16 protein-coding genes and 1 pseudogene are annotated in these 15,593 nt (G+C 52.3%); 6 read left to right on the top strand and 11 right to left on the bottom strand.

The genetic code is table 11. From position 1 onward, the window contains the following. Positions 1-2: 2 nt before the first annotated feature. The 8 genes and pseudogenes from V6575_RS00680 to V6575_RS00645 all read right to left on the bottom strand — a co-directional run bounded on the left by V6575_RS00680 (position 3) and on the right by V6575_RS00645 (position 7,124). Positions 3-668: a flagellar hook assembly protein FlgD gene (locus tag V6575_RS00680; protein WP_340272056.1), complete on the bottom strand. Its 666-nt coding sequence runs from the start codon at positions 666-668 to the stop codon at positions 3-5. Between the two features lie 578 nt (positions 669-1,246). Continuing rightward, entirely contained in the window at positions 1,247-1,597 is a 351-nt protein-coding gene (locus tag V6575_RS00675) for a hypothetical protein (RefSeq protein ID WP_340272055.1), read from the bottom strand. A 64-nt stretch (positions 1,598-1,661) separates the two neighbouring features. After that, positions 1,662-2,105, bottom strand: a complete 444-nt coding sequence (locus V6575_RS00670) for a flagellar protein FliS (protein WP_340272054.1) — start codon at positions 2,103-2,105, stop codon at positions 1,662-1,664. Positions 2,106-2,107: 2 nt separating this feature from the next. After that, positions 2,108-3,814 (bottom strand): flagellar filament capping protein FliD, encoded by a 1,707-nt coding sequence (fliD, locus tag V6575_RS00665; protein ID WP_340272053.1) that lies wholly within the window; start codon positions 3,812-3,814, stop codon positions 2,108-2,110. A 123-nt stretch (positions 3,815-3,937) separates the two neighbouring features. After that, complete coding sequence (locus tag V6575_RS00660) at positions 3,938-4,735, bottom strand: flagellin (RefSeq protein ID WP_340272700.1); 798 nt, start codon at positions 4,733-4,735, stop codon at positions 3,938-3,940. 306 nt (positions 4,736-5,041) lie between these two features. Continuing rightward, positions 5,042-5,473 (bottom strand): annotated as a pseudogene (locus V6575_RS00655) (flagellin); the annotation flags it as partial. Positions 5,474-5,609: 136 nt separating this feature from the next. Next, on the bottom strand, positions 5,610-6,278 hold the full coding sequence (locus V6575_RS00650) for an RNA polymerase sigma factor (RefSeq protein WP_340272052.1): 669 nt from the start codon (positions 6,276-6,278) through the stop codon (positions 5,610-5,612). A 642-nt stretch (positions 6,279-6,920) separates the two neighbouring features. Then, a complete protein-coding gene (locus tag V6575_RS00645; RefSeq protein ID WP_340272051.1) occupies positions 6,921-7,124 on the bottom strand; it encodes a hypothetical protein in 204 nt (67 codons plus the stop codon). Between the two features lie 130 nt (positions 7,125-7,254). Between V6575_RS00645 and V6575_RS00640 the strand changes: the two genes are divergently transcribed. The 4 genes from V6575_RS00640 to V6575_RS00625 all read left to right on the top strand — a co-directional run bounded on the left by V6575_RS00640 (position 7,255) and on the right by V6575_RS00625 (position 10,359). Beyond that, complete coding sequence (locus tag V6575_RS00640; RefSeq protein WP_340272050.1) at positions 7,255-7,518, top strand: hypothetical protein; 264 nt, start codon at positions 7,255-7,257, stop codon at positions 7,516-7,518. A 259-nt stretch (positions 7,519-7,777) separates the two neighbouring features. After that, entirely contained in the window at positions 7,778-8,143 is a 366-nt protein-coding gene (locus tag V6575_RS00635) for a DoxX family protein (RefSeq protein ID WP_340272049.1), read from the top strand. Between the two features lie 24 nt (positions 8,144-8,167). Next, positions 8,168-9,202: an Atu2307/SP_0267 family LLM class monooxygenase gene (locus V6575_RS00630; protein WP_340272047.1), complete on the top strand. Its 1,035-nt coding sequence runs from the start codon at positions 8,168-8,170 to the stop codon at positions 9,200-9,202. A 110-nt stretch (positions 9,203-9,312) separates the two neighbouring features. Continuing rightward, positions 9,313-10,359: an NAD(P)/FAD-dependent oxidoreductase gene (locus V6575_RS00625; protein ID WP_340272046.1), complete on the top strand. Its 1,047-nt coding sequence runs from the start codon at positions 9,313-9,315 to the stop codon at positions 10,357-10,359. Positions 10,360-10,494: 135 nt separating this feature from the next. Here V6575_RS00625 and V6575_RS00620 read toward each other — a convergent pair whose 3' ends face one another. Genes V6575_RS00620 through V6575_RS00610 form a run of 3 tightly spaced genes read right to left on the bottom strand, consistent with a single transcriptional unit; the run spans position 10,495 to position 13,307 of the window. Beyond that, entirely contained in the window at positions 10,495-11,292 is a 798-nt protein-coding gene (locus V6575_RS00620; protein ID WP_340272045.1) for an ABC transporter ATP-binding protein, read from the bottom strand. Beyond that, positions 11,285-12,307: a FecCD family ABC transporter permease gene (locus V6575_RS00615; RefSeq protein ID WP_340272044.1), complete on the bottom strand. Its 1,023-nt coding sequence runs from the start codon at positions 12,305-12,307 to the stop codon at positions 11,285-11,287. Before V6575_RS00615 ends, V6575_RS00620 begins: the two co-directional genes overlap by 8 nt. Before the next feature lie 10 nt (positions 12,308-12,317). Next, positions 12,318-13,307: a FecCD family ABC transporter permease gene (locus V6575_RS00610; RefSeq protein ID WP_340272043.1), complete on the bottom strand. Its 990-nt coding sequence runs from the start codon at positions 13,305-13,307 to the stop codon at positions 12,318-12,320. Between the two features lie 91 nt (positions 13,308-13,398). Here V6575_RS00610 and V6575_RS00605 point away from each other — a divergent pair, with 91 nt between their 5' ends. Further along, complete coding sequence (locus tag V6575_RS00605) at positions 13,399-14,307, top strand: ABC transporter substrate-binding protein (protein ID WP_340272042.1); 909 nt, start codon at positions 13,399-13,401, stop codon at positions 14,305-14,307. A 240-nt stretch (positions 14,308-14,547) separates the two neighbouring features. Beyond that, complete coding sequence (locus V6575_RS00600) at positions 14,548-15,534, top strand: LysR substrate-binding domain-containing protein (protein ID WP_340272041.1); 987 nt, start codon at positions 14,548-14,550, stop codon at positions 15,532-15,534. Positions 15,535-15,593: the final 59 nt, after the last annotated feature.

The following is a 15,593-nucleotide window of genomic DNA, read 5'->3' as shown; positions in this document are numbered from 1 at the left end:
CCTTAAATTTCTTGAATTGAGAGGACGTTTTTGACGGATACGCTGGAGCTTCCGATCATCAGAAGGCTTTCATCCCCGGTCATATCAATGCCGGTGACTGTCCCAACGACTGACGTAGAGCCGTTGACGTCATCTCCATCTGCATCTGTTGCATTGACGCTAAGTGTGTAGGAGGCGCCGTCGTCCAGCTGAACGCCGCTCGTGGTCTTTCCGTCCCAAGTGAAGGAATGACTTCCGACTGTGGTTTCGCCATCGCCTGACCAGACCACCTTGCCGTTTTCGTCGCTTATGCTGATTTTGGAACTCTCTGCATTAGAGCCGAGCTTGTAATTCCAGGTCGCAGCGCCGTCGGTCAGGGTGTTTGTATTTCCCGTCGCTTCAATTTTTTGGCCGATATAGCCCAGCCCGTTTTCGGAAATTGAACTGGACTGCCCGTTCGCGAGAGCTTCGGTGTTGTCTGCGGTATCTGTCTGCGCATCGTAGCTGGCATAGGAGACAAGCTTGTCGACGTAGCTGTTGGCGTCCATGGGGTCGAGTGGATTTTGATTTTGAAGCTGCTGCACCATCAATTGAAGGAAATCTGTGCTGGTAATGCCCAGATCTGTATCGCTCTTTGTAGATGCCGTGCTGCTCGTGGTGCTGTCGTAGTTTACCGAAGAAATGCTCACGTTGCGGGCCCCGCATGATTGATCGTGCATGGTGGGGCCAAATCGGGCGCTGCTGGCGCTTTGAAACTGGTCCCTTTAGTTAACAAACGGACCGGTCGCAATAATCAGGCGGAGAAAATGATAATAAATGCTAGGAAAATTTTGCCGAATACATTTTACCTATCGGTAAATAATGTAATTGTTAATTTTATTGAAGTAATAATTAACTTTATATGCTCTAAAAAAATCTAATTACTTAGATAAATATACAAATTTCGCTTTGAAGTCAGTTTATACTAATTATTATAGCCTTTTATTATGGCAGGTCATGCAGTGTCGTGCTGAGTGAGGGCGCGCATGTAAATGGCCAGGGTCCAGCCTTATGAAGCTGGAACTACTGACGTTGAAACGACAAAGGATTAAGGGGAGGTTTGAATCGCTATGCCTTGCTCAGGGGCAAGTGGCGTAGGGTTCAATGATTATGCGATCTGCCACAGGCCATTGGAAGCCATATGCAGACGTAACTGGTAGGTGGCGACACGAAGTCTGGTTTGTTCTTGAATCTCGTTAAAAACTCACCAAACCGGACTTAAACCACGTCAGTCAGCAGAGGGCGTATCGTTGCGCGCCTTGATGTCGTTTGCCGAAAAGCTCTCCTGGATTTTCTCTGCGAGACCCTTGGCGGGATGGTTCTGATGAACACTGGTCTGAAATGCGCGCGCGGTGATCCTGTCGGCTAGGCCTGAAGGAGCACGTAGAGGAGGGGTATGGGAGAGGAAGTTTTCCATGGTGTTGACCTCAGCAAGAAGGGCGTTTGCTTCCGGTGAAACATCGAGAAGCATTTGCGCAGCCAGTTGCTCAGCCCGAGGCCAAGAGGACATTTTGCCGCCAAGGCGATCAATTATGTCTTCAAAAGCCTCAAGACTCATGCCTGCGCAACTGGCTGTCATTTCGAATCCGACGTTAGGTCAACTTGTTGAGACCTTATATGTCGGAATATTTCCTGTCTAGCGCCTAGGCAACTTCGGAAACATGATGGTCTTCTCGAATATCTTCGACAAGTTTGGTGCCTGATCGTTCCGACAAGCTTGTCGCCTCAGCCCAGGCATTTCGGAGATCAACCAGTCCTATGGCCAATTTGACCAATTGTTCGGTTGGCTCGGGCTTGCGTGTCACCGAATTGATGACGGCAATATTCGTTGTGTAGGTGTTAAGCAACTGCTGGGCCAGAGCTCCACCTGTCTCCATGTCCAGGTTTTGGCGCAAACCTTTTAAAATACCGACAGCACGTTGGCTTCTGAGGTGTGCCTGATCATATTCCTTGGCGCGCAGATGTCTTGCAGTCATGATCAGGGAATTAAGGACCTCATCGAACAACAGGGTTACAGCGGCAACAGGCGGAACAGCGACAGCAGCTTTATGGTAAGCGCCGATTGCGCGGGACATTGTGTAGGTCATATTCAGTCGTTTCCGGTGTTCAGTAGGGCTTCCAGATAGGAAAGGGTCGATTCAGCTTCTGCAATTGCGGCCTGATACCGTGAGTATCTGGCTGCAAGCGTTGAACGGTAAGATTCTGCGCGGCTTTTGATCTCGGTCGAATCTTCTAGAAGGTCATCGTTGGTATCGGTCAGGCTGCTCATTAAGCCTTCGAGAAGTCCGCCTTCTTCATTTGAATAAATGTCGATTGCGGAATAGAGTTTTTCGGCAATGCCAGAGGAGAAGGTCATGTCGATGGACTGACTTTTATTGCCTGTGAAAACAAAAGTAATGCCTTCGTATATGCTGCCTTCTGCCCCCTGGATGCGGCTATCACTGATCGTGAAAAGGCTTGAGTCACCATCGACGGAAGCGCTGGCCAAATTTCCATCGTTGTCTACCGTAATGTCCAGTTTGAGATCTTCGGGCATGTTGGCTGGACGGTTCAGTATTGCAATGTCGGTTGAGCTCGCATCCATCTTAAATGTTAGAATGTCTTCAACTATGTCGAGATCGCTGAGCAGTGCGTCGTTCAATTCTGTTTCATCAAGCACAAGCATGTTGCTTGTGTCGTAGCTCAGGCCAAGAAAGGCCATGGATTCCTTGTCGATCACAGTAGAGAGCGCATCTGCGATCGCCGTATTTGCGGAGCGCAAAGTGCTGTCAGCAAACAGGACTGCCTCATCGGAAGCGTTGCCGCCGGCCGTGACGGCTTGTTGCGTGATGGCCCACTCGCGATAAGCGTTGTAGGCTTCAACAACATCTGTCACGGTTTGCTTGATGGCTCCCAGATCGTTCGAAATCTCGACGGCAACGGAATTCGCCTCTCCGGTTTCCTGGTAAATTGAAAAAGCTACACCATCGATCAGGTCGTCAATTTGGTTGGTTGACCGGGTAATTTCCACGCCATCCAAATTAATGATAGACGCCTGAGAGGCTTGCAGTTCATTTACAAAGATGCCGTTTGAATCTGTCAGACCAAGCTCTTCTGCTATGTCGTCTCCAGACACCGCGGTCATGGAGATATTTTGGCCTGTCTCGTTGCCGCTCAGGATCAGCTTGTAACTGCTTTCTGTGACTTTAACGACTGTGGCGGACACGCCGCTTTTTTCGGATGCAATATTGATCGCTTCCGCAATTTCGTCGAGGGTCATATCCTCTTCGATGGTGACTTCAACGGGTTCTACGGTATCAAGTCCGATGTTGAACGTACCGTTAAAGCCCAAGTCAGTGAGGTTGTCTGCGACATCGGCACTGGCAATTTTTTGCGCTGTTGCCAGTTGTAAAATCTTCAAGTCATAGGTCGTGATTGTCGCGTCTGGTTCGGCCGTTACCACGACCGCAGCCTCAGCGTTTACGTTACCAACTGAGGTCAAATAGGCCGCGCGCTGAGAAAAAATCCCATCTTTTTCAATCAGGCTGTTGTCTGATCCACGTATGCTAGATGCCGCATCGACAACACCTTGAAGCAAGGATTGCATTTCGTCATAGGCCGCGATTGAGGCCTCATTGGCGTCGATCTTTCGATCTATGGTGACGGCTCGGGTTTGCTTGGCCGCAACTGCGACCTCAACCAGAGCATTCCAGTCGATGTCTTCTGTACTGGCAGAATAATTGTAGTTTGTGGTTGTCGTTGCCGCAGTCTGTGTTGTGGCAGCAGGAGTTGATGTCGCAGAGGTTGTCGTGGCCATATCGCATCTCTCTCCTTTTGTCCGTCATCCAAGTGAATTTACAGGCGGCGGAAGCTGGGCCGCAGGCACAGGAGGCGTTTAAAACGCCACGCCTTGATCCTGCGCCTGCGACCCAAATCGCGATTACTGAATCAATCGCAGCAGGTTTTCAGGCATTTCGTTGGCCTGTGAAGCAGCAGCAACAGCTGCCTGAACCTTCACGCTGGCAGCCGACAATTTTGCCTGTTCAGATGCGATATCAACGTCAGCAATGCTGGAGTTGGCTGCTTCAAGGTTTTCGATGCTGGTTTCGAGCTGAGTTGAGCGGAACTCGAACCGGGACATGGTTGCACCAGTTTCTGCACGGGCGTTTGAGACTTCATCAATCGCTCGATCCAGAACCGCGAGAGACTCTTCAGCACCTTCCTGTGTGGAAATATCAAGATCCTCGATGCCCAGGGACGATGCTGTGAGTTCGGTGATCTTGAGGTTGATGGTGTCCTTGAAATCCGAGCCAACAACAATATCTGCACCGGTCGTATTCGCTTCGACGGTTGTTCCAACAGCTTCTGTGTCTGTAATGACCAGATCAGCTGCGGTAACGCCTGTAAACCCTGTCAGGCTCAAAGATGCGTCTGCGCCATCGTCTCTTGTTTGAATGACAAGATTGCCGTCGGTGTCGGCGGAGGCAATGTAGTCATAGTTGTTATTTTCTGCCAGGGAAGTGTTGATGGCTTCAGCAAGTTGATCGGCAGTAAATGTCTGTGTAGCCGCACTATTTGCGTCGCCAATTTCAACAGCTGTGGAGCCAATTGTTAAGGATGCAGTCGCGCCTGCTGCCAGTACCAGCGAATCCTCGGCAGTTCCTAGAGCGCTCGTGTCAGCAAGATTCAAATCTGCTGAAGTGAAGACCGTGGCGCCAGATGCCGCAAAGTCGGACACTGACACTTCAAGATCATCGGTCAGAACCAGATTGCCGTTGGCATCCAGTGAGGCTGGTGTTCCACCAGTTGCGCCGTTGATCGCAGTAACGATAGCGGCTGCGGTGATCGTTTGGGCGTTATTGTCTGCACTGTCACCAAGCGTCACAGTTGATTCTGTGCCGCCGACGTTAATGGTGAAACTTGCCGTTTCGTTAGCTGCAAGGGCCAAATCGGCAAGAGCACCAGTTCCAGTAAGAGTTGCGGCTGCGTCAGCGACATCTGACAGGGCACCTGTGATGCTGGCTGTGGTTTTGACTGTGTCATCGGAGAAGTCACTGGTGCCGTCGAGCAGGCTCTGTCCATTGTAACGTGTGGAGGTGGAAATCGCGTCGATTTCCTCCTTAAGCTGGGAGAATTCAGCTTGAATATACGCACGTTCCACGTCGGTCACAGTGCCGGAGGCAGATTGTGAGGACAGGGTTTTCATCCGGTCCAGAATGTCACTGACATTGGCCGCGCCGCCATCTGCGGTCTGAAGAATGGAAATACCATGGGATGCGTTGGTAGAGGCCTGCTCCAGCGCTGACACGTCCGATGAGATTTTTGTCGAAATGGCGATGCCTGCTGCATCATCAGATGCGCGGGTGATGCGCGAGCCACTGGCCAACTTGGCGAGAGAGTCGGACTGGCTTTCCGAATTTGCATTCAGGTAGCGAACGGCTGTGTTCGCCGCGGTGTTTGTCGAGATAACGGGCATGTTCAACTCCTGATAACGTTGGGGCCACGCCCCATGTTTCAGGCGCGGTCTTGGCGCAGATCACTTGCGCATATTCCTTCAACGCAGAAGGGCCCGGTTTTCAGGCGGAGTTAATTATGTGGACCGTTTGGATTGGTTAACCATTTGTAAATGTTGATAATATTTCACCGCCATTGCTGCGCAACAAATGGCGTAATTTCTGACGTCCGCGCTTTAAAAGGGATTCAACAGCGGATACTGTCGTATCCATAATTTCAGCAATTTCGGTGTTGCTAAGGTTTTCATTATAGGAAAACACAAGCGCAATACGCTGTTGATCTGGAAGCTTTGTCATGGCTTCTTTTAAGGTGTCGCTGGCCTCTTGTTGAACGAGAGATTGCACCTGATCCTGTCTGTCGTCTTCCAGCTCCGGCAAAGTCTCCATGGTTTCGACCTTGGGGCGGCGCAGAAGATCAATGCATCTGTTTGACACAACGCGGTATAGCCAGGTCGAAAAGCGTGCCCTGTCTGGCTGCCAGAGGTCCCTCTTGGTCCAAACCTGCAGGAAAGCTTCCTGCACAACGTCTTCGGCATCGGATGGGTTGCGAAGGATCCGGACGGCAACTGCATAGCCGCGGTCAATGTGGCGTTCGACCAGCAGGCGATAGGCGGCTTCGCTGTCGCGTCCGATTTCGAATAACAATTCATCGTCGGTCATCGCGTTGAGCTCTGCCATATTTACCTTTGCGGATTCTGATCGCTCCGCCAGAAAATCCGTTTGGCTACTCATCGTCGATTGAACCCGGTCTTGGGATTGAGCACCCATGGTAACCGCCCCCTTGCGTGGTCGCCTGTGCAGACCTTTGTTGATCTGCGCACGTGTATTCAACGCGGGGCGGTCTGAAATCAGGCGCATAAAAATAAATTAAATTATTGTATTTACTGGGAATTTTCTGCCTATCGGCAGGAAATATATGCCTATTTGTTTGATTTGTGTTTATTGTTTTAGTATTCACAGAGAGTTGCCTTCACATTTTATTTAATCGTCAAAATTTTAGGCGGGCTTTATTTTTTATTTGAGTGCCGGGATGGTTTTTGTCGTTCTGTCATCTCTGATATACTTGTGTGTTGCTTCTGCTTTTTGTCACGTTGTGTCGTGCTCTGTGTCGTCTGGGGGGCTGACGGTTTTTTGTTGGTTAAGAGTGAATGGTAAGTCATTTTTTGCTTCGGTTGTCGGGTTGTGTCAGGCTCCTTCGGTGATTTTTGAGGGTGATGTGGAGTTAAGTAACTGTATTAAATAACTTTTTCTCCATTTTGATTTTTTGGTTGTTTTTTTATAACTCACCACTTCTCTAAGGTGTCTTTGGTCCTGAAGAAAGATTTTAGCTGATTCCATCGTTCTTTTTGACAATACTGCATTGGCGTCCTTGTGGGCAAAAAATTCCTACCGTTTTCACGGAATTAATAATTATACATTTCTGAATATTTCTGACGCTTCTGCTTTTTTGTACTTGGATTGTTGGTCTTCTGTTGCAAAAAGTCTTTCATCACAAAACTGCGGCGGAACTTGTGCAGTTCCGGAGGGCTTGGGGTGCAGGGGCGTAAAATTGCATTCACTGGTCGATTTGGAATAGGCCGGATGACGTGCTGCAAAGACTTGTAAACCATCCATCCACCACTGCCTTTGCAGGTTCAGCGCCAGTGGAGCCAATTTTGTGAGTCTGGACCCTGGGTGTTAACTGCCCGCTGACAGGCTGTATTTGTCCTGTTATCCTTCCATTCTTGGGCAACATGAGATCGGCATGCGCATGGAAGAACCAGAAATTATCGTATCGCGGTACTCGCGAACCTACGAAGAAGATGGCCTCAGTCTGGAAATCTGTATCTATCGTTTGGTAGGGGCTGAATGGACGCTGGAAATCGTGTCTGAAGATGGCTGTTCGACGGTCTGGGACGATCCATTTGGCTCTGATGAAGAGGCTCTCTTCATTGCCTTGAAGGCGATTGAAGAAGATGGGGTCGAAAGCTTTTCAAATGAAGGTGGTGATGTTCCCACTGTTCATTGAGTGTATTGAGGGCGGCCTGGGTGGTTGAGGCGGGCTGCCCCGGATCTGTTTAATCGCGCGTTGATGCTTTTTTGCTCCGGCCGTGGCGCGCATTGCACCGGGTGCTATCCATCGATAGATGCCGTGAGGTTCTGCGTACTCACCTAAATTACTTATGATCTTTTTTCGCGCACATCATGTTGGTTTTCGCGCATTGCGAACGATTATGCCGCATCTTATTTTCTGTCTAACAAAACCACTCAACCTTGGGATTTTAGGCATGAAATATTTTTCAATCGGTCTTCGCGCACTTCTGACGCTGGCTTTCGTGGGAGCAGGTGCTGCCAAACTTGCCGGCGTAGACATGATGGTTGCAACCTTTGACGCCATCGGCGTTGGTCAATGGTTCCGCTATGTAACAGGGGTCATTGAAGTTGGCGGTGCTGTGCTGTTGTGGGTGCCAGGCCGTCAGGTTCTTGCTGCATGTTTGCTCGGTGCCACGATGGTCGGCGCGGTCTTGGCTCATGTGTTTATCCTCGGAGCTACCGAAGGCGTTCCGGCCATCGTGCTTGGCCTGATTTGTACGGCTGTGATCTATCTGCACCGCGATCAAATCAATAAAACGCCACAGCGGGCCTCCTTCTGAGTTTTACTTTGAGCGGAGTTTGAAATGGAAATCGGGATCGACAGTTTTGCGGCCTTTTTGCCCGAAACAGAAAATCGCGCATTTGTGCCTGCATCCGAACGGATGGAGGCGCTTCTAAGCGAAGTGGAAACGGCAGATCGGGTCGGGCTTGATGCTTTTGGGGTCGGCGAGCACCACCGCGCAGAGTTTCTGGACGCGGCACCTGCCGTTATTCTGGCTGCTGCGGCGGCCCGCACAAAGACCATACGGCTGAACAGTGCCGTCACCGTGCTCAGTGCTGCCGATCCTGTTCGGGTATTTCAGGACTTTGCCACCATTGACCTGATCTCGAAAGGGCGGGTTGAAATCGTTGCAGGGCGTGGATCCTTTGGCGAGGCTTACCCGCTGTTCGGCTTCGCAAGAGAAGACTATGACGCGCTGTTTGCAGAAAAGCTCGGCCTTCTGATGAAACTGCGCGAGGAAACCCATGTGACGTGGAGCGGCAAGTTTCGCCCTGCGCTGACCGGGCAGGGGGTTTACCCTCGCCCCGTACAGGCCAAGTTGCCGATTTGGTTGGGCGTGGGCGGCACTCCGAATTCTTTCGTGCGCGCAGGCGTCTTGGGGCTTCCTTTGATGATCGCAATCATTGGCGGCAGTTTTGATCGGTTTCGTCCGCTCGTGGACATGTACTACGAGGCCGGACGCCGTGCGGGGCATGGACCTGATTTGCTGAAAATCGCCATTCACGCCATGGGATTTGTTGGTGAGACTGACGAGATTGCGCGTGATGCCTTCTATTCGGGCTGGGCGCGTGTCATGACCGAAATAGGCCGTGAACGCGGGTTCCCACCGGCCAGTCGCGCTCAGTTCAATGAACTCTGCGGTCCGCACGGTGCCTTTTTGGTCGGCAGCCCGCAAACGGTACGTGATAAGATGATTGCTGCGAACCACGTCATGGGCGGTATCTCTCGGATCACGTTCCAAATGAGCACGGCGATGCTCGAAACGGAGCAAATGCAGCGCTCAATTACACTGCTTGGCACAGAGGTCGCACCAGAGGTTCGGGCGGCACTTGGCTAGAGCACGGACCGACAAATCAGGTTCAAATGGCAAGCCGACAGAACATGATAAACGTGCGGACTTTAGAACGTGAGCTCATCTGAGCGAAAAATCGCATGAAAGGCAATGTTATGAAACAACAAGATAAAATCTTGATTATCGGCGGTGGTTTCGGTGGGGCGCGGGTCGCCAACGATCTGGCTAAGGCCGGTTTTAATGACGTGACTTTGGTGGATCGCAAGGACTATTTCGAAGTCACATATTCGACGTTGCGCACGTTGGTTCAGCCTGAAATCGGTGACAGGGCACGCATGAAGTATGCGGAGTTGATCAACTGCAAATTCGTGCAGGGTGACGTGAGCGAGCTTCGGCACAATGAAGCACTCATGGCTGATGGGCAGGTCTTGCCATTTGACTATGCGGTGGTGGCAACCGGGTCTTCCTATGGCAGTTTTCCGGTTGCAAAATCGGACAAACAGTTGACCATTGAAGGCCGCAAAAAAGAATTCACAGCGGCGCATGATCAACTGGAGAACGCATCGTCTGTTCTGATCATTGGTGGTGGTCCGGTGGGCGTTGAATTGGCCGGTGAAATCATAGGCCAATACCCGCAGAAATCTGTCACCCTTGCCCAGGGATCAGGCCGACTTCTTGACGCTTTGGCCCCAAAGGCCAGCCGGTTGGCGGAAACGCAGTTGGCCTCTCTTGGGGTCAACATTCTGCTCAACACACGCCTGTCAGAAACGGACGAGTTCTACCGCAATTCAGACGTGGTTTATCTCTGCGTTGGACAGAAGCCGAATACGGCCCTGATGCAGACCAATTTTGCAGGCAGCGTGACAGATCGCGGACTGATCAAAGTCGATGCATCCTTGCGTGTTGAAGGCACGCAAAACCTTTATGCCTTGGGCGATTGCTCAAACGCGCCTGGTCTGAAACTTGGCTATCTGGCGGATATTCAGGCAACGCTTTTGGCCAAGAACATTGTTGCAGCTGTTCAGGGCAAACGCAGCAAGCCCTACAAGAGTTCACCTGATATGGCGCTGATTCCAATCGGGCCGGAAAAAGGGTTCGTACAGCTCCCCTTTATGGTCACAACCTTTCGTCCCTTGGTCAATATGAAACAAAAGGACATGTTCATCAGTCGCCAGTATGGCAACCTGGGCATCAAACGCTGATCGCACGAATTGGGGCAGATGGCGATCTGCGATGGGCGAAACGCTGTGACCGATAAAGCAGCAGGATTGCTGTTTCGGACGGATCAAGTTCAGGCCGGTTGTTGCCTGAACTTCTTCATCGGGGCAAAGGCCTGGCTAATTTCTCTTTGCCTCGCCCCAGGAGACAATCACCGGTTTCTCCAGTTCACTGACGGCCATAATCTTGCAACGTACACCGAATACCTGGGAAATATTCTGCTCCGAGAGAACGTCAATTGTAGGACCATCTGCGGCCACTTTTCCGTTCTTGAACAGCACCACGTGATCCGCATAGCGCATCGCCATGTTCAAATCATGCAGAACAAGGACAAAGCTTCGTTTTCTCTCCGTTTTGAGGCGACTGATCAGATCCAGGAGCTCGAAGGCATGGGCGATGTCTAGGTGATTTGTCGGTTCATCCAGGAATATTCTGGCAGCATCCTGAGCCAATGTCATTGCAATCCAGGCGCGCTGGACCTGGCCACCCGAAAGCTGGGCAAGTGCACGGTCTTGCAACTGTAGCATCTCGGTCGCCTCGAGGGCTGTGTGGCAGGCTTGTTCGTCTTTCTTAGAAAAAACGGAGAACGGGCCGCGGTGGGCAAAGCGGCCCAGTCGTACCAGTTCTGCAACGGTTAAATCGGATGGCGCATTTGGGGATTGCGAGAGCATTGCGACCTTACGAGCCAGCTCTCTCGCGTTCCAGTCAGCCACTGGTTTGCCGGCAATTTCCACATCTCCGGCAGCCGGTTGGTGAAGACCGCGCATGACTCTCAGAGCTGTCGACTTCCCGCTGCCGTTCGGACCGCAAAATGCGATGATCTTGGCATCCGGCAAGTCGAGGCAGATTTCCTCAAGGGCGATAGAGCTATCGTATTTGACAGTAAGCCCGTTCAGGCGGGCAAGAGTATCAGGCATTGTAGCGCCGCCCTTTGACGAGGAGATAAAGAAACAGTGGCGCGCCGACAAGTGAGGTCAGGGCACCGGCGGGCAATTCAAGGGGCGGTGCGATGGTTCTCGCGAGCGTATCGGCTCCGAGCACAATCAAGCCTCCTGTCAGGGCGGTTGAAACAAGGTATCCAGATCGGAACTGGCCATGCAGCATTCTGGCGACATGCGGCGCAACAAGGCCAACGAAACCGATCGCTCCCACATGAGCTGCTGCCAATGATGTCAACAGGACGGCAACCAACAGCAAGATGAACTGCGAGCGCATCAGATCCACGCCCGTTGTCCGCGCACTTTGCGGATCAAGAGCCATCTGCCCTATCGCAAGCCTCTGATAGAAGAGAATGGGCAATACGGCGCAAAGGCCTCCGGTCAGCGTCCAGACGTCGTTCCAGTGGGCCGCCCCAACCGAGCCTGTCAGCCAGATGAGTGCCTGGCTTGCCCGGTACACCGGCCCCACAATGATAAGCATGGTGACCATTGCCTTGGCCAGCGCGGCCAGGGCAATGCCGTAAAGAATGATCTTCAGGGGTTTATTGCCCCCCTTGTCGGAGGCCACCAGAACCATGACAAGGGTACCGAAGAGGGTCGCCCCGCAAACAGCGCTGACCGGCTGCCAGGCAATGGACACCAACAAATTGTTGGCATCGTCGGAAAACAGCCACAGGAACAGGACCACCCCGACGGCGGCACCATCCGTGATGCCGAGGACAGAAGGTGAGGCCATCGGATTGCGGGCCACCCGTTGCAACAGCGCGCCGGCAAGGGCAAATGCGGCCCCTGCCAAAACAGCCAGCAGAACACGAGGCAGGCGCAACGTCCAGACAATCACGCCATCAATGCGCGTTCCCTGGCCAAGGAGTGCTGCCACGACGCGCTCCGGTGGCATGAAACTTGAGCCAATTCCGACCGCAGCCACAAAGAGCCCAAACAGGCAAAAAATGAGAGGCAGGAGCCGCGATGATGGCGACAAGGCAATGTTCATGGAGCCAGTCTCATTGAGCGAAGCCCCTTTTCTGCCTGAGGAGGTGAATCAAGAGAGGCACTCCGATCAACGCAAGAACCGCACTCATAGGCGCTTCCCCCGGAGCGACGATAACCCGGGCCAGGATGTCGGCGCTGACCGCAATTAACGCGCCTATCAGCAAGGTGACAAAGATCAGTCCGGTGGCTGATGGCTGATGATTTCGCAATAAAAGACGGGCCATATGGGGCGCTGCAAGCCCAAGAAAGAGAATTGGCCCGGCCATGGCAACGGATCCTGCGGAGAGCAGTGCGGCCAACAACAGGCCTGTCAGACGGGCAAAGCGAACATTGACGCCGACGGAACTGGCACTGCTGTCATCCATCCTGAGAACGTCCAGACTGGATGACAGAAACAGGGCGCCGAGGGCTCCAACCAGAAGCATCGGGATGCCGAAAACGAGTAAATCCAGCGGGCGATCCGCAAAGCTGCCCGATATCCAGAAAAGCAGGGTTTCCAGTGCCGTTTCGTCAATCAGAAGCAGGGTCTGCGTAAAAGATCCCAAAAGCGCTGCGATTGTGAAACCGGCCATCAGCGTGGTCGCTGGTTTCCCGACACCGCCAGAAACTGCAGACAGGTAAAAGACGATGGCCGTTGTGCCAATCGCACCTAGTGTTGCGAACGCGCCAATGTGGAACAAACTGCTGAAGCCGAAAAAATAGATGCCGAGCGTGACACACAAGGCTGCGCCTGCATTGACCCCGAGCAGCCCCGGCTCGGCCAGGGGATTGCGGGTGACATATTGCATCAATAGACCAGATAGCCCGAGCGAAGCACCGGCTACAATGCCGATCAAGGTGCGCGGCAACCGCAAGGTCGTGATGATCAGGGCTTCTACCCCGCTGTCTCCCGTCAAGGCGGACCAGACAGTACCGGTTGAATAAAACGTTAGCCCTGCATGAAGGCTGAAGACAGCAGCTGCGCAGAGCAAAAGCATCAGCCCGGCAACAACGTTTCTCACGCAGCGATCTCCCGATTGACAAATATTCCAGTTTTGTCAGATACACCTGTTTAATTATTGAAGCAAATACTCATAAATTGGAGGAATTCTAATGAAGACATTCTTGAAGGCTTTGGGCATACTGCCCCTTTGTGCAGTGCTCGGAGTAACCTGTGCACTGGCCCGTGATGTGACAGACAGTATGGGGACCGTGGCGGTGCCTGATGCACCGAAGCGGGTTGTCGTCCTGACCAATGAAGGCACCGAAGCGCTGTTGGCGCTCGGTGTAATACCGGTCGGTGCGGCGAATTCCTGGAACGGCTCCCCGTGGTGGGATCATATCTCCGATGCGATGGAGGGAGCGGTGCCGGTTGGAAAGGAAAGCGCGATCAACCTTGAAATGATCGCCGCGCTTGAGCCGGATCTTATTCTGGCAAACAAGCAGCGTCACGAAAAGATCCATCCGCAACTGACTGCCATCGCTCCGACCGTTATGTCCAAGGAACTTCGCGGCGACTGGAAGATCAACTTCCGCCTTTATGCCGAAGCTCTTGGCAAACAAGCCGAAGCCGATGAGGCCATCGGCGCCTATGATGCGGCCGTTGCTTCCTTGAAGGAGAAACTCGGTTCTTCTTTGGAGGAGGAGGTTTCCGTGATCCGCTTTGTACCCGGGCAGATCCGCATCTATCAGCTCGACAGTTTTTCCGGCGTTTTATTGAAGGACATCGGCTTCCATCGTCCTGCGAACCAGAATGTGGAAGAATTTGCCATCCGTACAGGCAAGGAGAGCATTCCGCAGATGGATGGCGACAGGATCTTTTACTTCACCTATGACACGGGCGACGGCAAAGGCCGTTCTCTGGAAGACGAAGTTCTCAGTGATCCCCTTTGGCAGTCTCTTTCTGCTGTTCAGGCCGGTAATCTCCACAGGGTCAGCGATGCCATCTGGAACACCGCTGGCGGCATCATCGCCGCTCAGCTGATGCTCGATGATATTGCTGAGATCTACGGGGTGAAATAACACACTCTAGGTGTGGGTTCTAAGAAGGTTGTTCATTCCATAGCCCTTGAAACTGATTTGGATCGCACCAAACAGTTTCAAGACTTCAAAGTTAATGAACAACCTTTTTAGAACCTACACTTGGGACGTCTTTGTGAACCATCTCAATATAGAAGATAATGATCCAGGAATTTCAGTCTTGATCGACAAAGTTGATTGAAATCGCATACGAACCAATCATGTGTCCGCGATTGAGAAATCATGACACAATGGGTTCGTGATTGCGAAGAGGTGCTGCAAATTTTGGGTAAGAGCTTTCCACCGGGCATAACGCTTCGGCACTTGCGTGCCCTTGTTGCGCTGTCAGATCTAAAACTGGTCGCACGGGTGTCTAAGGCACTTGGGGTGTCGCAGCCAGCCGTGTCAAAACAGATCGCCGAGTTGGAAAAGATCGTTGGCGTGCCTGTTGTTGCGCGGGAGCGTAACAGGCTTTACCTGACGCCGATTGGCACCCGCCTGGCGGATCATGCGCGTCAAGCGCTTGGGCAACTTGACCGCGCAGCATTCGACATTGAGGCGATGATAAGCGGGGTTTCAGGCTCTGTATCTGTCGGTGTTGTCAGTTCGGTCTCCCCAGCTCTGTTACCCGGCACCATTGCATTGTTCAAGCGCAGCACACCGCAAGCAAATGTATCCGTTTCTGAAGGGCACTTTGTCGAACTGTTGCCACAACTCGAGGCGGGGAAACTGGATCTTTTGATCGCAAGGATTTGGCAGCCTCAGGAGCTGGCTGGTATTGACCAGATGGCATTGTTCTCAGAGCCTGTCGTCGTTGTCGCCGGGCGTAATCATCCGCTTGCGCAAGCAGGTGATGTACAATGGGCAGATGTCGCCAGTTATCCCTGGATATTGCCGCAGGCAAACTCGGTCGCGCGGCAGGCTGTGGACGCACTTTTTGCAGCAAATGGACTGTCGCCACCCAACAATACAATTGCATCCTTGTCGCTTGCCCTGAATTTTGAGCTCTTACGGGCAATGCCCGCGCTTGGCTTGCTGCCGCAACGACTTGCTCAAGCGCAAGCTGCGCGGGGCGACGTCGTGGCTTTGCCGCTTGATACACGTGACTTGTTGTCAGAGGCACGCTGCTTTTGGCGTAAAGACCAAATTTCGAAGAACGCGGCGTTGTCGCTGTTCCTCAAATGCCTGCAGCAAACAACGGAGGATATCAAAACCATTCCATTTGGTTAATGTATAAGGTCTGTATTTCACTATTTTTTGCGAAACCAATTCCCTACCTTAACCAAATG

Source organism: Roseibium algae (assembly GCF_037783265.1).
GTDB classification, from domain to species: Bacteria; Pseudomonadota; Alphaproteobacteria; order Rhizobiales; family Stappiaceae; genus Roseibium; species Roseibium algae.
This window is presented reverse-complemented; position numbering and strand designations above follow the sequence as displayed.